Origin of the sequence: Gordonia paraffinivorans NBRC 108238, assembly GCF_000344155.1 — a bacterium.
Lineage (GTDB): Bacteria > Actinomycetota > Actinomycetes > Mycobacteriales > Mycobacteriaceae > Gordonia > Gordonia paraffinivorans.
Map to the genome: position 1 here is coordinate 67113 of NZ_BAOQ01000011.1, position 22525 is coordinate 89637.

At 69.6% G+C, this 22525-nt stretch carries 18 protein-coding genes; 17 read left to right on the forward strand and 1 reads right to left on the reverse strand.

Annotated features, from left to right (window positions below; genetic code table 11):
* The first annotated feature begins 35 nt into the window (after window positions 1-35).
* The 12 genes from priA to lgt all read left to right on the forward strand — a co-directional run bounded on the left by priA (window position 36) and on the right by lgt (window position 11657).
* A complete protein-coding gene (gene priA, locus GP2_RS05900; RefSeq protein ID WP_006899565.1) occupies window positions 36-779 on the forward strand; it encodes a bifunctional 1-(5-phosphoribosyl)-5-((5-phosphoribosylamino)methylideneamino)imidazole-4-carboxamide isomerase/phosphoribosylanthranilate isomerase PriA in 744 nt (247 codons plus the stop codon).
* A complete protein-coding gene (locus tag GP2_RS05905; RefSeq protein WP_006899566.1) occupies window positions 779-1612 on the forward strand; it encodes an inositol monophosphatase family protein in 834 nt (277 codons plus the stop codon). Before priA ends, GP2_RS05905 begins: the two co-directional genes overlap by 1 nt.
* A gap of 56 nt (window positions 1613-1668) precedes the next feature.
* Complete coding sequence (gene hisF / locus GP2_RS05910) at window positions 1669-2442, forward strand: imidazole glycerol phosphate synthase subunit HisF (RefSeq protein WP_006899567.1); 774 nt, start codon at window positions 1669-1671, stop codon at window positions 2440-2442.
* Window positions 2443-2485: 43 nt separating this feature from the next.
* Complete coding sequence (hisI, locus tag GP2_RS05915; RefSeq protein ID WP_006899568.1) at window positions 2486-2854, forward strand: phosphoribosyl-AMP cyclohydrolase; 369 nt, start codon at window positions 2486-2488, stop codon at window positions 2852-2854.
* A gap of 38 nt (window positions 2855-2892) precedes the next feature.
* Window positions 2893-3072, forward strand: a complete 180-nt coding sequence (locus GP2_RS05920; RefSeq protein WP_005196179.1) for a tautomerase family protein — start codon at window positions 2893-2895, stop codon at window positions 3070-3072.
* Window positions 3069-4661: an anthranilate synthase component I gene (locus tag GP2_RS05925; RefSeq protein ID WP_006899569.1), complete on the forward strand. Its 1593-nt coding sequence runs from the start codon at window positions 3069-3071 to the stop codon at window positions 4659-4661. Before GP2_RS05920 ends, GP2_RS05925 begins: the two co-directional genes overlap by 4 nt.
* Window positions 4658-5413, forward strand: a complete 756-nt coding sequence (locus GP2_RS05930) for a Trp biosynthesis-associated membrane protein (protein ID WP_006899570.1) — start codon at window positions 4658-4660, stop codon at window positions 5411-5413. Before GP2_RS05925 ends, GP2_RS05930 begins: the two co-directional genes overlap by 4 nt.
* Window positions 5414-5616: 203 nt before the next feature.
* Window positions 5617-6435, forward strand: coding sequence for an indole-3-glycerol phosphate synthase TrpC (gene trpC, locus GP2_RS05935; RefSeq protein WP_040526513.1), 819 nt, complete (start codon window positions 5617-5619; stop codon window positions 6433-6435).
* Window positions 6436-6496: 61 nt separating this feature from the next.
* On the forward strand, window positions 6497-7828 hold the full coding sequence (gene trpB / locus GP2_RS05940) for a tryptophan synthase subunit beta (protein WP_006899572.1): 1332 nt from the start codon (window positions 6497-6499) through the stop codon (window positions 7826-7828).
* Window positions 7825-8634: a tryptophan synthase subunit alpha gene (trpA, locus tag GP2_RS05945; protein ID WP_006899573.1), complete on the forward strand. Its 810-nt coding sequence runs from the start codon at window positions 7825-7827 to the stop codon at window positions 8632-8634. The genes trpB and trpA overlap by 4 nt, the downstream gene beginning before the upstream one ends.
* A gap of 256 nt (window positions 8635-8890) precedes the next feature.
* Window positions 8891-9664 carry a hypothetical protein gene (locus GP2_RS21605; protein WP_157211653.1) on the forward strand — a complete coding sequence of 258 codons (774 nt, stop codon included), beginning with the start codon at window positions 8891-8893 and terminating at the stop codon, window positions 9662-9664.
* 82 nt (window positions 9665-9746) lie between these two features.
* Complete coding sequence (gene lgt, locus GP2_RS05955) at window positions 9747-11657, forward strand: prolipoprotein diacylglyceryl transferase (protein ID WP_006899575.1); 1911 nt, start codon at window positions 9747-9749, stop codon at window positions 11655-11657.
* 333 nt (window positions 11658-11990) lie between these two features.
* On the opposite strand, the gene GP2_RS05965 is transcribed toward lgt, so the two are convergent.
* Window positions 11991-12875 (reverse strand): hypothetical protein, encoded by an 885-nt coding sequence (locus GP2_RS05965; protein ID WP_157211654.1) that lies wholly within the window; start codon window positions 12873-12875, stop codon window positions 11991-11993.
* A 438-nt stretch (window positions 12876-13313) separates the two neighbouring features.
* Here GP2_RS05965 and gltB point away from each other — a divergent pair, with 438 nt between their 5' ends.
* The 5 genes from gltB to GP2_RS05990 all read left to right on the forward strand — a co-directional run bounded on the left by gltB (window position 13314) and on the right by GP2_RS05990 (window position 22429).
* Window positions 13314-17885 (forward strand): glutamate synthase large subunit, encoded by a 4572-nt coding sequence (gltB, locus tag GP2_RS05970; RefSeq protein WP_006899578.1) that lies wholly within the window; start codon window positions 13314-13316, stop codon window positions 17883-17885.
* A complete protein-coding gene (locus tag GP2_RS05975; protein WP_006899579.1) occupies window positions 17878-19383 on the forward strand; it encodes a glutamate synthase subunit beta in 1506 nt (501 codons plus the stop codon). Before gltB ends, GP2_RS05975 begins: the two co-directional genes overlap by 8 nt.
* Window positions 19384-19556: 173 nt before the next feature.
* Entirely contained in the window at window positions 19557-20981 is a 1425-nt protein-coding gene (gene pyk / locus GP2_RS05980; protein ID WP_006899580.1) for a pyruvate kinase, read from the forward strand.
* A gap of 81 nt (window positions 20982-21062) precedes the next feature.
* A complete protein-coding gene (locus tag GP2_RS05985) occupies window positions 21063-21941 on the forward strand; it encodes an acyl-CoA thioesterase (protein ID WP_006899581.1) in 879 nt (292 codons plus the stop codon).
* On the forward strand, window positions 21938-22429 hold the full coding sequence (locus tag GP2_RS05990; protein WP_230824764.1) for a hypothetical protein: 492 nt from the start codon (window positions 21938-21940) through the stop codon (window positions 22427-22429). The genes GP2_RS05985 and GP2_RS05990 overlap by 4 nt, the downstream gene beginning before the upstream one ends.
* The last annotated feature ends 96 nt before the right edge of the window (window positions 22430-22525 follow it).

Sequence of the window (22525 nt, forward strand, 5' to 3'; positions counted from 1 at the left end):
CCGACCCCCGCGAACAGACAGGAACAGATTCACCCATGGGTAGCACCCTCGAACTCCTTCCCGCCGTCGACGTCGCCGACGGGCAGGCGGTCCGCCTCGTCCAGGGCGCGGCCGGCACCGAGACCTCCTACGGCTCCCCGCGCGATGCGGCGCTGGCCTGGCAGAACGACGGTGCGGAGTGGATCCACCTCGTCGACCTCGACGCCGCGTTCGGCCGGGGCGACAACCGCGAGCTGCTCGCCGGTGTCGTCGCCGAGCTCGACGTGAAGGTCGAGCTGTCCGGCGGCATCCGCGACGACGAGTCGCTCGCCGCCGCGCTCGCCACCGGCTGCACCCGTGTCAACCTCGGCACCGCCGCGCTGGAGAACCCCGAGTGGTGCGCCCGCGCCATCGCCGAACACGGCGACCGCATCGCCGTCGGCCTCGACGTCATCCGCGAGGGCGACTCCTACCGCCTGCGCGGCCGCGGCTGGGTGACCGACGGCGGCGACCTGTGGGAGGTGCTCGAGCGCCTCAACCGCGACGGCTGCGCGCGCTACGTCGTCACCGACGTCTCCAAGGACGGCACGCTGAAGGGCCCGAACCTCGAGCTGCTCGCCGAGGTCGCCGCCGCCACCGACTCGCCGATCGTCGCCTCCGGCGGCGTGTCGGCCATCGACGATCTCGTCGCGATCGCGGGCCTCGTCGACCAGGGCGTCGAGGGCGCGATCGTCGGCAAGGCGCTCTACGCGGGCCGGTTCACCCTGCCCGAGGCGCTGTCGGCGGTCGCCGGGGTCTGATGAGCGGAACCGAGAGCGCGCTCGACCTCCCGCGGTTGCTCGACACCGCGGGGGCCGTCCTCGACGACGCCGTCGAGATCTTCGTCGACGGCCTCGGTGCGCCGAGCGCGGTCTACAAGGGCGGCAAGGACTTCGCCACCCAGGTCGACCTCGACATCGAGCGCCGGATCACCGCGCAACTGGAGGATCGCACGCAGATCCCGGTCCACGGTGAGGAGTTCGGCGGCGCCGATCCGGTCGACGGCCCGGTGTGGGTTCTCGATCCGGTCGACGGGACGTTCAACTACTCGGCGGGCATGCCGCTGACCGGCATCCTGCTCGGCCTCGTCGTCGACGGGGAGGCCACCCTCGGGCTGACCTGGCTCCCGCTGCTCGGCCGCAAGTACGCGGCACACGCCGACGGGCCTTTGCTGGTCAACGGCGAGGCAGTCGAGCCGCCACCCGACCTGGAGCTGGAGGAAGCGGCCATCGCCTATGGCTCGTTCAACGCCAAGGGCGGCGGCCGCTACGCCGGCGACCGGCGCGCCGACCTGTTGAGCGCGTTGAGCTCTCGCGTCGCCCGCATCCGGATGACCGGCAGCACCGGCGTCGACATGGCGTTCACCGCCTCCGGCGTGTTCGGCGGGGCGATCGCGTTCAGCAGGCACCCCTGGGACAACGCCGCCGGCGCCGCCCTGGTCCGCGCGGCCGGCGGCGTCGCCACCGACATCGCGGGGAATCGCTGGACGGTCACGTCGCCGTCGCTGGTCGCCGGCCGGCCCGGCGTCCACGCCGGGCTGATGAGGGTCATCCGGGGAACGGTCGGGGAGTGGTCGGAATCGCCCGACCTCTGAAGAGACGGACACGAGAACAGACGAATGAACAACGAGAACGCGAAGGAGACACGACGATGACGCTGGCGACCCGGGTCATCCCGTGCCTCGACGTCGACGCCGGACGCGTCGTGAAGGGCGTCAACTTCGAGAACCTGCGCGACGCGGGCGATCCGGTGGAGCTCGCCGAGCGCTACGACCGGGAGGGCGCCGACGAGCTGACCTTCCTCGACGTCACCGCGTCGAGCTCGGGCCGCTCCACGATGATCGACGTCGTCAAGCGCACCGCCGACCAGGTCTTCATCCCGCTGACCGTCGGCGGCGGCATCCGCACCGTGGAGGACGTCGACGCGATGCTTCGGGCCGGCGCCGACAAGGTCAGCGTCAACACCGCGGCCATCGCCCGCCCGGAGGTGCTCGCCGAGATGAGCCGTCGCTTCGGCTCGCAGTGCATCGTCCTGTCGGTCGACGCGCGCACCGTGCCCGAGGGCTCGGAGCCGACCCCGTCGGGGTGGGAAGTCACCACCCACGGCGGGCGCAAGGGCACCGGCATCGACGCCATCGAGTGGGCACGACGCGGCCAGGACCTCGGCGTCGGGGAGATCCTGCTCAACTCGATGGACGCCGACGGCACCAAGCAGGGTTTCGACCTCCGCATGCTGAGGGCGGTGCGCGAGGCGGTCAGCGTGCCGGTCATCGCCAGCGGCGGTGCGGGCAAGGTCTCCGACTTCGCGCCCGCGGTGAAGGCCGGTGCCGACGCCGTGCTCGCCGCGTCCGTCTTCCACTTCGGCGAGCTCACCATCGCCGAGGTCAAGGAGGCGATGCGAGAAGAGGGCATCACCGTCCGATGAACCCCGCATCCCGCGCAGCACGGCACCAGGCAGGAGAACGCTGATGGCACTCGATCCCGAACTCGCAGCACGCCTCAAGCGGAACGCCGACGGGCTGTTCTGCGCGGTCGCGCAGGAGAAGGGCACCGGCGAGGTGCTGATGGTCGCGTGGATGGACGACACCGCGCTCGAGCGGACCCTCGCCACCCGGAAGGCGACCTACTACTCCCGCTCCCGCCAGGAATACTGGGTCAAGGGCGAGACCAGCGGGCACACCCAGTACGTGCACGACGCCCGGCTCGACTGCGACGGAGACACCGTCCTGCTCGTCGTCGACCAGGTCGGGGCGGCCTGCCACACGGGCAATCACTCCTGCTTCGACACGGAGTCGCTCACCTTCGGGGTCCCGCCGCGACCGGACTCCGCACAATAGTTCTCAACGTGATCACACCCGAAAGGCGGTGACGCTCCATGCCCCTCATCCAGATCTCGCAGACACCCGGACTCTCCGACCGCGTCAAGCGCGAGACGATCGCGGCGGTGACCGAGGCGTACGCCAAGGCCACCGGCAAGAACCCCGACTCGGTCTGGGTGACGATCACCGAAGTGCCGCGTACCCAGTGGGGCGTCGGCGGCGAGCCGCTCGGATGACCGGCGTGACGTCTGCGACGGGGGCTCACACGACGAGCCTCGAGGAGTTCCTGGATCTCGCCCGCGACCATCGCGTCGTGCCGGTGACCCGCAAGGTCCTGGCCGACTCGGAGACGCCGTTGTCGGCGTACCGGAAGCTCGCCGGCGACCGCCCGGGGACCTTCCTGCTGGAATCTGCGGAAAACGGCCGGTCCTGGTCGCGCTGGTCGTTCATCGGCGCCGGGGCGCCCTCGGCCCTGACCGTCGTCGACGGCCAGGCGCACTGGTGGGGTTCGGTGCCCGTCGGCGCGCCGGAGGGCGGCGACGCGCTCGAGGTGCTGGCCGAATCGCTGCGCATCCTCAAGACCGACCCGCTGCCCGGCATGCCGCCGCTGACCGGCGGGTTCGTCGGGTTCATGGCCTACGACATGGTCCGCCGCCTCGAGCGGCTCCCCGAGACCACCGTCGACGACCTGGGGCTGCCCGACCTGATGATGGTCCTGGCCACCGATCTGGCCGCCGTGGACCACCACGAGGGCACCATCACCCTGATCGCCAACGCGGTCAATTGGGACGGCTCCGACGAGCGCGTCGAAGAGGCCTACGCCGACGCGGTGGCCCGGCTCGACCGCATGACCGCGGCTCTCGCCGCACCCGCGCCGTCGACTGTTTCGGTCTTCGACCGGCCGAAGCCGGACTACACCGCCCAGCGCACGCTGGAGGATTACAGCGAGATCGTGACCAGCCTGGTCGGCGAGATCGAGGCCGGCGAGGCGTTCCAGGTGGTCCCGTCGCAGCGTTTCGAGATGGACACCGAGGCCGACCCGATCGACGTCTACCGCGTCCTGCGGGCCTCGAACCCGAGTCCGTACATGTACCTGCTGCGGATGCCGGGCACCGAGGCCGACAGCGACACCGCTGCCCCGGACGCGATCGCCCGCAAGCCGTTCACCATCGTCGGCAGCAGCCCGGAGGCCCTCGTGACGGTCTCCGACCGGGTCGCGACCACCCACCCGATCGCCGGCACGCGCTGGCGCGGCGCCACCGAGGAAGAGGACCAGCTGCTCGGCAAGGGCCTGCTCGAGGACGAGAAGGAGAATGCCGAGCACCTGATGCTGGTGGACCTCGGTCGCAACGATCTCGGCCGGGTCTGTGAGCCGGGCACCGTCAAGGTGAGCGACTACCGCCACATCGAGCGCTACAGCCACGTCATGCACCTCGTGTCGACCGTGTCGGGCACGCTGCGCGCGGACAAGCACGCGCTCGACGCGGTGACCGCCTGCTTCCCGGCGGGCACGTTGACCGGCGCCCCGAAGGTGCGCGCGATGGAGCTGATCGACGAACACGAGAAGACGCGGCGCGGCCTGTACGGCGGCATCGTCGGCTATCTCGACTTCGCCGGCAATGCCGACACCGCGATCGCCATCCGCACCGCCCTGCTCGCCCGGGGCAAGGCCTACGTCCAGGCCGGTGGTGGCGTCGTCGCCGACAGCCAGCCAGAATACGAATACAACGAGGCCCGCAACAAGGCCACCGCGGTCCTCAACGCGGTCGCCGCGGCGTCCACGATGCGCCGGGTGGGCGAGCCCCCGGCAGGGGAGAACCCGTGACCACTGCCGACCAGCCCGCCGATCAGTCTGCCGAGCCGTCCGCGGCCACACCGTCGCGGCGGCCCCAGATCATCGCCGCGATCCTGATGGCGGCGACCGCCGCCGCGTTCTGGGGGGCGAGCCGGCTCACTTGGGCCACCGTCTCCGCCGAGGACGGGCTGTCGCCCCAACGCGCCTTCGACGTGAAGGGTTCGGACTGGAGTCCGTGGCTGACGCCGCTCGCGCTGGTCTACCTGGCCGGCATCATCGTGGTGCTCGCGGTGCGTGGATGGGCGCTGCGCGTGGTGGCGATCCTGGTGGCCGCCGGCGGTGTGCTCGCGGCCTTCCCGGCGATCTCGCTGCTCACCGGCGGTGGTGACTCCGACTACGCCGCCGACGCCGGAGACATCCCCGACCGCTATGTCGTGCTGTTCGTCGACACCAAGGCGCCGGCGGCACTGCTGGTGCTTCTCGGCACCGTGTGCGCCGTCGCCGCCGGAGTGATGCTGCTGAGGGTGGCCCGGGGCGCGGTCTCGACGTCGAAGTACGCGACCCCGGCGGCGCGCCGGGAGAAGCTCGAGAAGGAGATCTTCGCCGAGCACGAACGCCGCAAGAAGGCCGAGGCACAGGCGAAGGCCGCTCCCGACGCCGCCGAGGACACCGCCGCCGGTGACGACCCAGCGAAGTCCCGTGAGGCGAACGAGCGCATGATGTGGGACGCTCTGGACACCGGTATCGACCCGACCGACCCGTCGGACACCGACGACCGCTGACCGGGGACCCGCGCGCCGACCGGGGGCGCCTGCGGATGACAGGCGTCACATCCGGCCGCCGATGCGACAAGGCGCAGGTATCCCTTGACACGGCGCCGTCGACGGGTGTCTAGGCGTCCGGGATCGGCCAACCCGCCGGAGGCCCGCGCGGCCCTCCGGTCTACCCTGAGATCACACGACTAGCGAAAGGGAACGGAGTCGCTGTGAGCATGCCCAACGTTCTCGCGTCGATCATCGAGGGAGTCAAGGCCGACGTCGCCGCGCGCGAATCGGCGATCGACTTCAACGCGGTGAAGGCTGCCTCGGCCAAGGCTCCCGCTCCCCGGGACGCCATGGCGGCGCTGCGCCAGCCGGGTATCGGTGTGATCGCCGAGGTCAAGCGCGCCAGCCCGTCCAAGGGGGAGCTGGCGACCATCGGCGACCCCGCCGACCTGGCCACGGCCTACGAGGAGGGTGGCGCCCGCATCGTCAGCGTGCTGACCGAGGAGCGTCGCTTCCACGGCTCTCTGGCCGACCTCGACGCGGTCCGCGCCGCGGTCGACATCCCGGTCCTGCGCAAGGACTTCATCGTGGGGCCTTACCAGATCCACGAGGCCCGCGCCCACGGCGCCGATGTCATCCTCCTGATCGTCGCCGCGCTGGAACAGAACGTCCTCGCGTCGCTGCTCGACCGCACCGAGAGCCTCGGGATGACCGCCCTCGTGGAGGTCCACACCGAGGAAGAGGCCGACCGTGCCCTGGAGGCCGGGGCGTCGGTGATCGGCGTGAACGCCCGCAACCTCAAGACCCTCGAGGTCGACCGGGACACGTTCGCCCGGATCGCCCCCGGCCTGCCGACCGAGGTCATCCGCGTCGCCGAGTCCGGGGTGCGCGGCACCGCCGACCTGCTCGCCTATGCGGGCGCGGGCGCCGACGCCGTCCTGGTCGGCGAGGGACTCGTCACCAGCGGCGATCCGCGTGCCGCGGTGCGTGAGCTCGTCACCGCCGGTACCCACCCCTCGTGCCCGAAACCTGTTCGCTGACAACGACGCAGGGGCCGTGTCCGGTCCGTGTCGTCGTCGGCCCGATCGACTGTGAGATGTTGTGACCGCCCATCATGATTCGGCCCGTCCGGATTCGCCCGAGACCCCCGCCCTGCCCCCGGCCAGCACCGGGTTGACCACCCGTACGTCGATCGAGCCCGACGAGGGCGGCCACTTCGGCGTCTACGGTGGCCGGCATGTGCCCGAGGCGCTGATGGCGGTCATCGACGAGGTGACGTCGACCTACTTCAAGGTCCGCGCCGACGACGACTTCCTCGCCGAACTCGACCGTCTGCAGCGCGACTACGCCGGTCGCCCGTCGCCGTTGTACGAGGCGGAGCGACTCGCCGAGTACGCCGGTGGCGCACGGATCTTCCTCAAGCGCGAGGACCTCAACCACACCGGTTCGCACAAGATCAACAACGTTCTCGGACAGGCCCTTCTGGCCCAGCGGATGGGCAAGACCCGCGTGATCGCCGAGACCGGCGCCGGGCAGCACGGCGTCGCCACCGCGACCGCCTGCGCGCTGCTCGGCCTCGAGTGCGTGATCTACATGGGCCGCGTCGACACCGACCGCCAGGCGCTCAACGTGGCACGTATGCGTCTGCTCGGTGCCGAGGTCGTCGCGGTCGACAACGGCTCGGCCACCCTGAAGGACGCCATCAACGAGGCGATGCGCGACTGGGTCACCAACGCGCACAACACCTACTACTGCTTCGGCACCGCGGCCGGACCGCACCCGTTCCCGGTCATGGTCCGCGACCTGCAGCGCGTCGTCGGACTCGAGGCGCGTGCGCAGATCCTCGACAAGGCCGGTCGCCTGCCCGACGCCGTGACCGCCTGCGTCGGTGGCGGTTCCAACGCCATCGGGATCTTCCATCCCTTCATCGACGACGAGGGGGTGCGTCTCGTCGGTTTCGAGGCCGCGGGCGACGGCGTCGAAACCGGCCGCCACGCAGCGACTTTCACCGGCGGTACCCCGGGCGCCTTCCAGGGCGCCTACTCGTACCTGCTGCAGGACGAGGACGGGCAAACGATCGAATCGCATTCGATCTCCGCGGGTCTGGACTACCCGGGCGTCGGTCCCGAGCACGCCTACCTCAAGGACACCGGTCGCGCCGAGTACCGCCCGATCACCGATACCGAGGCGATGGATGCCCTCGCGCTGCTGAGTCGCCGCGAGGGCATCATCCCGGCCATCGAGTCGGCCCACGCCGTCGCCGGAGCCCTGAAGCTCGGCAAGGAGCTCGGCGAGGGATCGATCATCGTCGTCAGCCTGTCCGGGCGCGGCGACAAGGACGTCGACACCGCCGCACGCTGGTTCGGGCTCTTCGATCCGCCGCCGTCGCAGGACGAGGCCGTCACCGGGGGACAGCAGGGAGGAAAGGCATGAGTGCGGACGTGTTGGCGTCGAAGACGGGGCCGGTCTTCGCGAAGTGCCGCGAGGAGAACCGCGCCGCCCTCATCGGTTACCTGCCGGTCGGCTACCCGACCGTCGACGACTCGCTGACGTCCTTCCGGACGATGGTCGAGGCGGGGTGCGACATCATCGAGGTCGGCGTGCCCTATTCCGATCCGGTGATGGACGGGCCGACCATCCAGGAGGCCGCCGACGTCGCGCTCACCAACGGCGTGCGCGTCCGTGACGTGTTCACCGCGGTCGAGGCGATCACCGCGGCCGGCGGCAACGCGGTCGTGATGAGCTACTGGAATCCGGTGCTGCAGTACGGCGTCGACAGGTTCGCCCGCGACCTCGCCAACGCCGGCGGCTCCGGCGTCATCACGCCCAACCTCATCCCCGAGGAGGGGGCGGCGTGGCGTGAGGCGTCCGACGAGTACGGCCTCGACCGCATCTACCTCGTCGCGCCGTCGTCGACCACCGAACGCATCGCGCTCACCGTCGACGCGTCGCGAGGATTCGTCTACGCGGCGTCGACCATGGGCGTGACCGGGGCGCGAGATGCGGTGTCGGACATGGCTCCCGAACTCTGCGCGCGTGTCCGCGAGTACTCCGACATCCCGATCGGCGTGGGGCTCGGCGTCCGCAATCGCGAGCAGGCCGCGCAGATCGCCTCGTATTCCGACGGTGTCATCGTCGGTTCGGCGTTGGTGACCGCGGCCAAGGCCGGCCAGGATCGCCTGGCCGCCCTGACCGCGGAACTCGCCGAGGGAGTCCGCTCGCGTCACGCGGTGGCCTGATCGGGGTCGAGCTGATTCTGGTCGGAGATCGTCAACCCAACCGCGTTGTCGTGAGCGATTCAGCACAGAATTCTGAATACCGGAATTTAGCGAGCGCGCCTAGCTAACAATTGTATTTCAGAATCATCGATTGTTGATTTCCTTTCTTCGTTACTGTCCGAGTGGTCGGCTCGAAGAAAGGTGAAATCATGGGAATTCGCGGTCGCCGTCTCGGCATCACCCTTGCGGTTGGTGCGACCGTGGCTGGAGGGGACTGGTGGCCGCCGGGGAAGCCGACGCTGCACTGAGTTCACCGACTGTCACGGCGAACAATTCCGGAAGAACCATCAACATCACGGTCACCAATCCCAATCCCGCAGTCGATTCTGCGGAAAAGTTCGGATCGGCCTGTGTTCCGTTGGTTCTTGAGTACAGACCTGCGGGAGTTGGAGGTGGTGAGCCATTTCGATGGTCGCCAGAACCCGATATCGACGCCGAGTCGGAGTCCATCGAGCAGGCTGGAGAGATTCTGGTCTCCGCAGGGATCGCGCCTCCTCAACGGTCTGCGTCATCGTCGGTGACGGTTCCCTCTGATGGTGTCTACATGGTGGGTGCCGTATGCGAATCCGATGTCGAACCGGGCGCCAGGAGTGTCGGGGGCGTGCCGCCGCTGGCAATCGGCGCCCAAACAGGCGTGCCCGTGAACGTCAGCGTCCAGGGACGGGGCATCACTGCGTCGGTCACCAACAACACCGGTGTGGCCGGATCGGTCTGCACCGCTGCGATCGGGGAGTTGGACTTCTCCCGGCCGGACCCGTACCGCTCGGAACCCAACTGGGAGGACCGTGGAACGGTGACTGTCACCGTTCCACGCGACGGGTACTACGCGGTGACGGGTGTCTGTGTCACAGAGGGCACACAGCCGGGCGAGTTCGAGGTGGTCAGCTACACCAAGCCGGCCAAGGTCGTGACCGTGCCCGGTGGAGCAACCCCCGAGGCCGACTGCGGCATGTCGCTCTGTCTCCCCGTTCGCGGAACGCCGACACCCTGACCCTGCCATCCGTCCGGGGGATCATCCCTCGACCCGAAACCGACCGCACGGAGAATCCCGTGCGGTCGGTTAGGGTTGCACCGTGATATCGCCGACCACGACGATGCTGGCCTACATCCCCAGCCCTCCCCAGGGCGTGTGGAACCTCGGACCCTTCCCGCTGCGTGCGTATGCGCTCTGCATCATCGTCGGGATCATCGTCGCGGTCTGGTGGGGCAACCGCCGGTGGGTGGCCCGCGGCGGGCAGGAGGGCGAGGTCCTCGACGTCGCCATCTGGGCCGTGCCGTTCGGACTCGTCGGCGGCCGTCTGTACCACCTCATCACCGACTGGCGCACCTACTTCGGGGCCGACGCGCCCAAGGAACCGCTCGACGCGCTCCGGATCTGGGACGGTGGTCTCGGAATCTGGGGTGCCGTCGCCCTCGGTGCGGTCGGCGCGTGGATCGGCGCACGACGCCGCGGCATCCGCCTGCCCGCCTTCGGCGACGCGATCGCGCCGCCGATCCTGCTGGCACAGGCCATCGGTCGGCTCGGCAACTACTTCAACCAGGAACTCTACGGCCGCGAGACGACTCTGCCGTGGGGCCTGGAGATCTACGAGCGCGTCAACGACTCCGGGTACGCCGACCCCGGGCTCATCGACGGCGTCTCCAACGGCGTGGTGGTCGCGGTCGTCCAGCCGACGTTCCTCTACGAGCTGCTCTGGAACGTGCTCGTCGTGATCGCACTGGTACTCATCGACCGCACGTTCCGCATCGGTCACGGCCGGCTGTTCGCGCTGTACATCGCCGGCTACTGCCTGGGCCGCTTCTTCATCGAGATGCTGCGCGACGACCGCGCTGCCGTCGCCAACGACATCGCGGGCATCCGACCCAACCTGTTCACCGCGGCGCTCGTGTTCCTGGCGGCCATCGTCTACTTCGTCCTCGCGCCGAAGGGCCGCGAGCAGGGCCTCGAGATGTACCACCCCGAACGGGCCGCCGAACTCGAGGAGGAGGGCGTCGCCGGTTACGTCGACGACTGGTACGAGGAGGACTGGGACGCCGACGAGGTCGACGCTGCCACCGAAGTCGATGCCGACACCGTGGTCGATGACGGGCCGGTGATAACCGATCCCGGTGTGGCCGTCGCCGACGACGAGCCCGCCGACGACGAGCCAGCCGCTGACGATGCCGCGGAGACGATCGAGATCGAACCCGAGGGTGCGGTGGACGAGACCGTCGAGATCGCGTCGAGCGGCACCGCAGACGACGCTGTCTCGGACGACGAGGACGTCGCGACCGACTCCGAGAGCACCGTGTCCGACGGCACCGATGTCGACGCCGAGGCAGAAGCAGATGAGGCGGGAACGTCCGGGGCGGTGGCAGAAGAGTCGGTGGCAGACGAGTCGGTGGCAGAAGAGTCGGAGGCGGGGGAGCCGGAGGGCCCCGAGACCGCTGACGCGGTCGTTGCCGCGGTGACCGCCGACGAGGTCGCCGCGGACGAGGCCGCCGACGCCACCGTGTCCGCGGAGGCCGGCGCGGAGGCAACCGACGACGCGGGGGCAACCGACGACGAGGAGTCCGGCGACCTCAAGTCCGCGGGGGCCGAGTCCGTGGCTTCCGAGTCGGCCGCCGAAGGCGACGAGAGCACGGACGACGCGACCGCTGCAGAAGTGACCGTTGTCGACGAGACCCCGGACGGTGCATCGCCGGACGCCGAACCCACGGGCGCCGAACCCACGGGCGCCGAACCCACGGGCGCCGAGCCCGAAGAGGCGGCCGACACCGAGGCCGCTGACGTGCCGGTCGAGGAGCCGGCCACCGACGGAGACGACGAGTCGGCCTCGGACGTGGTCACCGGCACGCCGCCAGAGGCAGCCGACGATGCCGAGTCCTCCGACGAATCGGCAGCCGATGACGAGCCGGAAGCCGAGGCGGAGTCCACCGACGCGCAACCGGCGGAGCCCGATTCGGTCGAGGACGGCGGCTCGAGCGACCCGGACAAGGGCTGACGCCGGCAAGAGACGACGAGTACTGACGACCAGCACTGACGCTGTCGGCACCGGCTGAAGGGCCGCCGGTCCGGCGTCAGTCGCCCGCCTGGTCGGAGACCGGGTCGATCCCGTCGGAGACCGGTTCGATCGCTCGAACGCGCCAGTTCCGGTCCGCACCTCGCTGCAGGATCAGCCGACGCGCGGTCGAGCGCTCGCGGCCTCCCGCCGACCGGACGAGGTCGACCCTGGCCGTGCCGTCGACGGTGTCCGTCGGGACCAACTCATGCGCCGGCGAGAGTCCGCTCAGTTCCTGCTCGACCGCGTCGAAATCCCAGCACGAGGGATCGACGGTCAGATCGGCGAGCGCCCGCGGATGTCGGTCCCGGGTGGCCAGCGCTCCCCACCAGAGGTGAGCGGCCGCGAGGGGGTCGCGGCGCAGTGCCTCGGCGGACGCCCCGGCGAGGTGCCGTGCGCCCGTAGCCACACCGTGCGCAGGGACGTGGTCGGGGTCATCGGTGGCGTCGGGTTCCGGTACCACCGGAGGTCGATCGCGAAGGCAACTGCGAGCAATGCCAGGCCGACCCCGATCAGGACGAGGTCGGTCAACAGGTCGTCTCCGAAGAGGACTCCCTGTGCGTTCCACACCACGTCGAGGACCATCAGCGCGACGAGCAGGCGCACATCGGGCCAGCGCCAGTAGACGATCGCGGTCGCCAGCGCCCAGGGTGCCAGCCACCAGACACCCGCATGACCGTAGTAGAGGTGGTAGGCCATGCGTGCGGCGACGAGGACCGGAACGGCGAATCGTCCGGACACGCGGTAGAACCGCAGCACGGTGACCGGAGCTGCGACGACGAGGATCTCCTCGCCGATCCCGGCGGACACTGCGTCGAGCCAGTCGGTGGTCGCGGTGGCCTCCGGAGTCTCGAACCAGTTCAGCAGTCCCAACCGGTTGAACATGGGGATCGTGACGACACCCTCGAGAAAGAACGCGAGAGCGACGATCCCGGCGCCACCGAGCACGGTCTCGACGGGTACCCGGGCGGACGACCACGGCCACCGGCCCGGCGACGGCCACCACGGGCGGCGGAACCGCAGCGCGGCGACGACGCAGAGCGCGACGGTGATCGTCCACACCAGGCCGGCCACCGACGAGGCCAGGCTCGTCCCGATCTCGTGGACCACGCCGGCCGGCGCGGCGTAGCGGACGGATTCGAGAATCTCCGGACCGAACACCGCGAGATAACCGACGCCGACCGATCCGATGGCGATGCCCGCCTGGGTCGTTCGAGTGTTCGCGACCAGTCGTTCACGCGCGGCCCGCCGGCCGCCTTCGACCCGGATCGCTGCAACGTAGCAAACAGACGCCGGTGGTTTGTTCCGCCGGATGCCGCGGTGCCTCGGCACGCCAGAGCAGAGCGGGACGGGGCCGCGGTCGCCATCATCACAGGCCAGCGCACGGACACGGGCACCGGTGTTCGGATAGGATCGAATGCACACCGACGCGCGATCTCCCTCCGCCCGGTACCGCCCCGAGGCGCCGCCACGACGGTTTCGACTCGGCCCGATACCGATCTCGGCACGGTCACTCGCTCGGCGCGCAATTTCTCCTCGGGCCAGTGCTGTCCCAGTGGACACTCAGCAGATCCGACCTGTCGGATCGAGGAGGTAGTGATGCTGTTTTCCGCTCTCCCGGCCAAGCAGGGCTTGTACGACCCCGCGCTCGAATCCGATTCGTGCGGCGTCGCCATGGTCACCGACATCCACGGGCGCCGGTCGCACTCGATCGTCTCCGACGGTCTGCTGGCGCTGGAGAACCTCGAACACCGCGGCGCCGCCGGGGCCGAGGCCAACAGCGGTGACGGCGCCGGAATCCTCATCCAGCTGCCCGACGAGCTGTTGCGCGCGACCGTGGACTTCGACCTGCCCGAACCCAACGCCGCCGGCGACCACACCTACGCCGCGGGCGTGTGCTTCCTCCCGGTGGATCCGGCGTTGCGGCGCAAGGCGATCGACCGTGTCGAGGCGCTGGCCGCCGACGAGGGGATCACGATCCTGGGCTGGCGCGACGTCCCGGTCGACCACGAGCACGCCGACATCGGCAAGACCGCGGTCGAGTGCATGCCGTACATGATGCAGCTGTTCGTGACCGTCGATCCCGAGCCGGGCGCCGAGCGCGTCGGCGGCCTCGCGCTCGATCGCCTCGTCTACCCGTTCCGCAAGCAGGCCGAGCGGGTCACCCCGGAGATCGAAGAGGCCGGCACCGGCCTGTACTTCCCGTCGCTGTCGAGCCGCACCATGGTCTACAAGGGCATGCTGACGACGATGCAGCTGCCGCTGTTCTACGCGGACCTGCGTGACGAGCGGTGCACGAGCGCGATCGCGATCGTCCACTCGCGCTTCTCCACCAACACCTTTCCGTCGTGGCCGCTGGCGCACCCGTTCCGGTTCGTCGCACACAACGGCGAGATCAACACCGTGCGCGGGAACCGCAACCGCATGCGGGCCCGTGAGGCGCTCCTCGAGACCGACCTGATCCCCGGCGACCTGAAGCGCGCCTTCCCGATCTGCACCCCGAACGCCTCCGACTCGGCGTCGCTCGACGAGGTGCTCGAGTTGCTGCATCTGGGTGGCCGCAGCGTGCCCCATGCGGTGATGATGATGGTCCCGGAGGCCTGGGAGAACGTCCCCGAGATGGACCCGAAGCGACGCGCGTTCCTGCAGTTCCACGCCTCGCTGATGGAGGCCTGGGACGGGCCGGCCTGCGTCACCTTCACCGACGGCACGGTCGTCGGCGCGGTCCTCGACCGCAACGGCCTGCGCCCCGGTCGGTGGTGGCAGACCCGCGACGGCCGCGTGATCCTCGCATCGGAGGCGGGTGTCCTCGACGTGCCGGTCGGCGACGTCATCAGCAAGGGGCGGCTCGAACCGGGCCGGATGTTCCTCGTCGACACGGCCGCCGGCCGGATCGTCCCCGACGAGGAGATCAAGGGCGAGTTGATGAACGCCGAGGCGTACGACGAATGGCTCTACGCCGGGCTCCTCGACATCCGGACGCTGCCCGATCGCCCGGTGTACAAGCCGAATCACGACACCGTCGTGCGGCGCCAGCAAGCCTTCGGCTGCACCGAGGAGGACCTGCGGGTGCTGCTCACGCCGATGGCGGCGTCGGGCTACGAGCCGCTCGGTTCGATGGGCACCGACACCCCGATCGCGGTCTTGTCCCGCCGGTCGCGGCTGCTGTACGACTACTTCGTCGAACTGTTCGCCCAGGTCACGAACCCGCCGCTGGACGCGATCCGCGAGGAGATCGTCACCTCGATGGCGCGCGTCATGGGGCCCGAGCAGAACCTGCTCGAGCCGACCGCGGCGTCGTGCCGCCAGATCCTGTTGCACTGGCCGGTGCTCGACAACGCCGAACTCGCCAAGCTCGTCCACATCAACGACGACGGCGACCACCCCGGTCTGTCGGCGAAGGTGCTGCGCGCCCTCTACGAGGTGAACGAGGGCGGGGAGGGCCTCCGCAAGGCCATCGAGGATCTGCGCATGCGCGCGAGCCAGGCCATCGCCGAGGGGCACAGCACCCTGGTGATCTCCGATCGCCGGTCGGACAAGGACCACGCGCCGATCCCGTCGCTGCTCGCGGTCTCAGCAGTGCACCACCACCTCGTCCGCACCAAGGAACGCACCCGGGTGGCACTTGTCGTCGAGTCCGGCGACGCCCGCGAGGTCCACCACATCGCCACGCTCATCGGTTTCGGCGCGGCCGCGGTCAACCCGTACCTGGCGCTCGAGACGATCGAGGACCTGATCGGCGAGGGCGAGCTCACCGGCGTCACGCCGTCGAAGGCCTTCCGCAACTACATCGAGGCGCTCGGCAAGGGCGTGCTCAAGGTGATGAGCAAGATGGGCATCTCGACCATCAGCTCCTACACCGCGTCGCAGGCCTTCGAGGCGGTCGGCCTGTCGGCGGAGGTGGTGCAGGAGTACTTCACCCGCACCGTCACCCAGATCGGTGGCGTCGGGCTCGACGAGATCGCCGAGGAGGTCGCGATCCGGCATCGCCGTGCGTTCCCGGAGAACCCGACCGAGCAGGTCTACCGCCGGCTCGAGGTGGGCGGGCAGTACCAGTACCGCCGCGAGGGCGAGTTGCACGTGTTCACCCCGGAGACGATCTTCCTGCTGCAGCACGCCACCAAGACCGGTCGCGAGGAGGTCTTCCAGAAGTACTCCGACGAGGTCAACCGCCTGCAACGAGAGGGCGGCACGCTGCGCGGCCTGTTCGAGTTCGACCTGTCCGAGCGCGAGCCGATCCCGCTCGAGGAGGTCGAGCCGGTCGAGTCGATCATGAAGCGGTTCAACACCGGCGCCATGAGCTACGGGTCGATCTCCGCGGAGGCGCACGAGACCATCGCGATCGCGATGAACCGGATCGGCGGGCGGTCGAACTCGGGCGAGGGCGGCGAGGACGTCGACCGACTCTACGACCCGGAGCGCCGCAGCGCGGTCAAGCAGGTCGCGTCCGGCCGGTTCGGCGTGACCAGCGACTACCTGATCAACGCCACCGACATCCAGATCAAGATGGCGCAGGGCGCGAAACCCGGTGAGGGCGGCCAGCTCCCGGCGTACAAGGTGTATCCGTGGATCGCCAAGACCCGGCATTCCACACCCGGCGTCGCGCTGATCTCACCGCCGCCGCACCACGACATCTACTCGATCGAGGATCTCGCGCAGCTGATCCACGATCTGAAGAACGCCAATCCGCAGGCGCGGATCCACGTCAAGCTCGTCAGCGCGGTCGGCGTGGGCACGGTCGCCACCGGCGTCTCGAAGGCGCACGCCGACGTCGTGCTCATCTCCGGCCACGACGGCGGCACCGGCGCCTCGCCGCTGACCTCGCTCAAGCATGCGGGCACCCCGTGGGAGATCGGCCTCGCCGATGCCCAGCAGACCCTGATGCTCAACGGCCTACGCGATCGGATCACCGTCCAGTGCGACGGCGCGCTGCGCACCGGCCGCGACGTCATCATGGCGGCGCTGCTCGGCGCCGAGGAGTACGGGTTCTCCACCGCACCCCTCATCGTCGAGGGCTGCATCATGATGCGCGTGTGTCACCTCGACACCTGCCCGGTCGGCGTCGCGACGCAGAACCCGCAGCTGCGTGCCCGCTTCACCGGGCGGGCCGAGCACCTGGTGAACTTCTTCCGGTTCATCGCCGAGGACGTGCGGAAGTACCTGGCGCAGCTGGGGTATCGCACGCTCGACGAGGCGATCGGCCAGTCTCACCGTCTGCACACCGACAAGGCGCTCGCCCACTGGAAGTCGAAGGGCCTGGACCTGACCCCGATCTTCCGGCAGGTCGAGGGCAAGGGGCCGAGCCGGCGGGTGCGCGACCAGGAGCACGGTCTCGATCGCGCACTCGACCAGACGCTCATCCAGCTCGCCGAGGGCGCGCTCGAGGACGCCCACCCGGTCACGCTCGAGCTCCCGGTCCGCAACGTCAACCGCACCGTCGGCACGTTGCTCGGCTCCGAGGTGACCAAGCGGTACGGCGCACAGGGGCTGCCCGAGGACACCATCGTCGTGAAGCTCGAGGGCAGCGCCGGCCAGTCGCTGGGCGCGTTCCTGCCGCCCGGGGTGACGATCCGGCTCACCGGCGACACCAACGACTACGTGGGCAAGGGACTGTGCGGCGGCAAGATCGTCGTCGCGCCGCACCCGGACTCGCTGTTCGTCGCCGAGGACCAGGTGATCGCGGGCAACACGATCCTCTACGGCGCGACGTCCGGCGAGGTGTATCTGAGAGGCCGTGTGGGGGAGCGGTTCTCGGTTCGCAACTCGGGCGCGACGGCGGTCGTCGAAGGCGTCGGCGACCACGCCTGCGAGTACATGACCGGTGGGCGGGTCGTGGTGCTCGGACCGACCGGCCGCAACCTCGCCGCCGGCATGTCCGGCGGCATCGCCTACGTCCACGCCCTCGACGAGTCGAAGGTCAACATGGCGATGGTCGAGCTGATGAAACCCGACCCCGACGACCTCGAGTGGCTGAAGGCGACCATCGCCGAGCACACGGAGCTGACCGGGTCGGCGATCGGTGCGTCGATCCTGGCCGACTGGCCGCGGCGCAGCCTCGCCTTCACCAAGGTCATGCCGACCGATTACAAGCGTGTCCTCGACGCGGCCCGCATGGCCGAAGCCGAAGGGCGCGACGTCGATTCAGCGATCATGGAGGCGGCACGTGGCTGATCCGCGCGGGTTCCTGGAGGTCCCGAAAATGGAAGAGAAGTACCGGCCGGTCGCCGAGCGGATCCAGGACTGGGAGGACGTCCACGAGCACCCCGCCGACCCGGCGAAGGAGCTCGAGGAGGTCGGCACCCAGGCCCGGCGGTGCATGGACTGCGGTATCCCGTTCTGCCACTCCGGCACCGCGGGATGTCCGCTGGGCAACCTGATCCCGGAGTGGAACGACCTGGTCCGCCGTGGCCGGTGGGACGCGGCGAGCGCACGCCTGCACGCGACCAACAACTTCCCGGAGTTCACCGGCATGGTGTGCCCGGCGCCGTGCGAGGCGGCCTGCGTGCTGTCGATCAACGAGCGCGTCACCGGCGGCAGCGTCACCATCAAGCGCATCGAGAAGACCATCGCCTACGAGTCGTGGGCCGAGGGCTTCATCGGTCCCGAGCCGCCGGCGTCCAAGACAGGCAAGTCGGTGGGCGTCGTCGGCTCGGGACCCGCGGGTCTGGCCGCCGCCCAACAGCTCACGCGGGCCGGACACGACGTCACGGTGTACGAGCGCGACGACCGCGTGGGCGGCCTGCTGCGGTACGGCATCCCCGAGTACAAGCTGCCGAAGGCCGACATCGACCGCCGCATCGCCCAGATGCGCGCCGAGGGCACCGACTTCGTCGTCAACTGCGATGTCGGCACGGACCTGTCGGTCGAGGAGCTCCGCAACAGGCACGACGCGGTGGTCCTGGCCATCGGCGCGATGGAGGCCCGTGACAACCCGGTGCCGGGACGTGATCTCAAGGGCGTCCATCTCGCGATGGAGCACCTGGTCGCGGCCAACCGGGAGTGTGAGGGCGACGGTCCGTCGCCGATCACCGCGGCCGGCAAGCACGTGGTCATCATCGGCGGCGGCGACACCGGCGCGGACTGCCTGGGCACCGCGCACCGTCAGGGTGCGGCGTCGGTGGTGCAGCTCGACTACAACCCGGAACTGCCCGGTGAGCGTGACGACGATCGTTCGCCGTGGCCGACGTGGCCGCTGATCATGCGCACCTCGAGCGCACACGCCGAGGGCGGCGAGCGGCGCTATCAGGTGGCGGTCCAGCGTTTCCTCGGCGACGACGAGGGCAACGTCACGAAGATGGTCCTCGCCGAGGTGCGGGTCCAGCGCGACGCCGACGGCAACCGGGAGATCATCCCGGTCGGCGAGGAGTTCGAGATTCCTTGTGAACTGGCACTTTTCGCGATCGGCTTCACCGGGGTGCGGCGCACCGAACTGCTGAGCGGCCTGGGGATCGAGCCCAACCGTCGGGGAGCGATCTCGTGCGGCAGCGACTGGCAGACCGACGCCCCCGGGGTCTTCGTCTGCGGCGACGCCCATCGCGGCGCGTCACTGGTCGTCTGGGCGATCGCCGAGGGGCGGTCGACGGCCCGCGCGGTCGACGAGTTCCTCGTCGGCTCGTCGGACCTCCCGGCGCCGGTTCGTCCGGCGACGCTTCCGCTGGCCGTGCGCTGACCGCCAGGGGCGCGTTCTCCGGTCACCTGGACCAACACGCACGGGCGGCAGGTGTGACGTGAATTGCGTACCGGGGAGTAGCCGGGTGCCACCTGCACGGACACCCGGCGCACCGCCGGTGGGGGCCCGGTCGGCGCGTGGAGATGCACCTACGACGGGACTAAGGTGATGTTGTGACACGGCGAACCAAGATTGTCTGTACCCTGGGTCCTGCGACTTCCAGCGACGAGCGCCTCAAGGAGCTCGTCGCTGTCGGTATGGACGTGGCCCGGATGAACTTCAGCCACGGCAAACACGAGGACCACGCTGCCGTGTACGAGCGGGTCCGCAAGGCCTCCGACGAGGCGGGCAAGGCGGTCGGCATCCTCGCCGACCTCCAGGGTCCCAAGATCCGGCTCGGCCGCTTCGACGGCTGCGGCGGGAAGACCGTCTGGGAGACCGGCGAGCAGGTCCGCATCACCGTCGAGGACGTGGCCGGAGACCACGACCGGGTCTCCACGACCTACAAGAACCTGTCCGAGGACGCCAAGCCCGGCGATCGGCTGCTCGTCGACGACGGCAAGGTGGGTCTGACGGTCTCGGCGGTGGAGGGCACCGACGTGATCTGCACGGTCACCGAGGGCGGCCCGGTCAGCAACAACAAGGGCCTGTCGCTGCCCGGGATGAGCGTCTCGGTGCCCGCGCTGTCCGAGAAGGACATCGACGACCTGGAGTTCGCCCTCGGGCTGGGCGTCGACCTGGTGGCGTTGTCGTTCGTGCGCAGCCCGTACGACATCGAACTGGTCCACGAGGTGATGGACCGCGTCGGCCGCCGCGTGCCGGTCATCGCCAAGCTGGAGAAGCCCGAGGCCATCGAGAATCTCGAGGCGATCGTCCTCGCGTTCGACGCGATCATGGTCGCTCGTGGCGACCTCGGCGTCGAGCTGCCGCTGGAGGAGGTGCCGCTCGTCCAGAAGCGCGCCATCCAGTTGGCCCGCGAGAATGCCAAGCCGGTGATCGTGGCGACGCAGATGCTCGACTCGATGATCGAGAACTCCCGACCGACACGCGCCGAGGCGTCCGACGTCGCGAATGCGGTGCTCGACGGCGCGGACGCGGTCATGCTGTCGGGGGAGACCTCGGTCGGCAAGTACCCGCTGGAGACCGTGCAGACCATGGACCGCATCTGCCGCGCGGTCGAGAACGGTCCGCGCGACGTGCCCCCGCTGTCGCACGTGCCCCGCACCAAGCGCGGCGTCATCTCCTACGCGGCCCGCGACATCGGCGAGCGTCTCCAGGTCAAGGCCCTCGTCGCCTTCACCCAGTCCGGCGACACCGTCCGACGCCTGGCCCGCCTGCATTCGCGGCTGCCGCTGCTGGCGTTCACCCCCATCGAGGAGGTCCGCAGGCAGCTCGCGTTGAGCTGGGGCACCGAGACCTACATCGTCACCGATGTCGACACCACCGATCACATGATCGACCAGGTCGACCATCAGCTGCTCGAGGTCGGACGCCTCAAGCACGGTGACGTGGTGGTCATCGTCGCCGGCGCCCCGCCCGGCACCGTCGGTTCGACCAACATGATCCACATCCACCGCATCGGCGAACAGGATCACTGACCGACTCCACCCGAGCCGTCCGCTGCCGGCCGCTCGGGTCGGTGCGCGTACCGGTTGCGGCCGGTCACTAGGGTGGTTGGCATGACCGTGGAACACACCGGGGATCTCGGCAAGCTGCTCGAGCTCCTCGACGTCGAACGCCAGGACGAGGACCTGTTCATCGGACAGCATCCCGAGCAGGTCACGGCGCGCACGTTCGGCGGACAGCTGCTGGGACAGGGCGTGGTGGCCGCCGCCCGCACGCTCACCCGCGGCAATCCGCCGATCCACGCGCTGCACGCGCACTTCATCCGCGGCGGCGACGTGACCAAGCCGATGGAGTACCACGTCGACCGGTTCCGCGACGGCAAGTCCTTCGCCAACCGGCAGGTCACCGCCAAGCAGGACGGCGAGACGATCTTCACCATGCTGGTGGCCTTCCAGGACAACGCCGCCGGCCTCGAGCACGCGGTCGAGATCCCACAGGTGCCCTACCCGGAGGAATTGCCGCCTCTCGGTGAGCATTTCAAGGGCTACGAGGACCAGATCGCGACCTTCGTCAACGCGCTGCACCCCATCGACATCCGCTTCGCCAACGATCCGACCTGGAAGGCGAAGGAGTCGGGGACGAGGCTCACCGACAACCGGGTCTGGATGAAGGCCGACGGCGTGATGCCCGACGACCCCGTGATGCACGTCGCCGCAATGTGTTACGCGTCGGACACCACGGTCCTGGACTCGATCATCACCACCCACGGACTGTCGTGGGGCCTCGACCGGTTGTTCGCCGCGACGGTCAATCACTCGATGTGGTTCCACCGCGAGTTCCGCTTCGACGACTGGCTCCTGTACGCGACCCGCTCGCCGGTGGCCACCGGCTCGCGCGGCATGGCGTCCGGCCGGTTCTGGATGCGCGACGGCACGCTGGCCACGTCGGTGGTGCAGGAGGCCCTGATCAAGTACTTCCCGCCGCGGACGTGACCGGCGCACCGATGAACCGGCCCCCGGTCGCCGACCACGAGATGTGGCTCGACCCGGGGCCCCGGCTGCCGCGGCGCAACTGGCAACGCCGGACCAGGCTTCCCGTCATCGTCGCGACCACGGTGGCGATGGTCCTGCTCGCCGCGCTCGCGATCGGTGCGGTTCTCCTGGGGGCGCTGCGGACGCCGACCTTCATCGCGAAAGGCGGGGTCGTCGTCGACTGCACCTCGCAGACCGCCGAGATCCCCGGCGGCACACCGATCACCCGCCAGTCGCCGGTCGTCATCTTCGACGCGGCCGGCGGCGAGGTCGCCCGGACCACGCTGACCGGGTTCGTCCGCGACGACGACGGCTGCCGGCTGACCTTCGAGGCGGACCGCGTCGAGTACACCGACGCCGGTTACCTCGTCCGCGTCGGCGACCGCTTCACGCAGACCGCGTCCGCCTCGGCCCTGCAGCAGGGAGTCGTCCTCCGGCCGGTCGGCTGAAGCGCGCCCGACCGGTGGTCGCTCCGGCCGGCGGCACGCATATCTCCGTTCGGGTGATACCGAGGCGCCCGGCCGCCCGAATAATTTGACGGAATG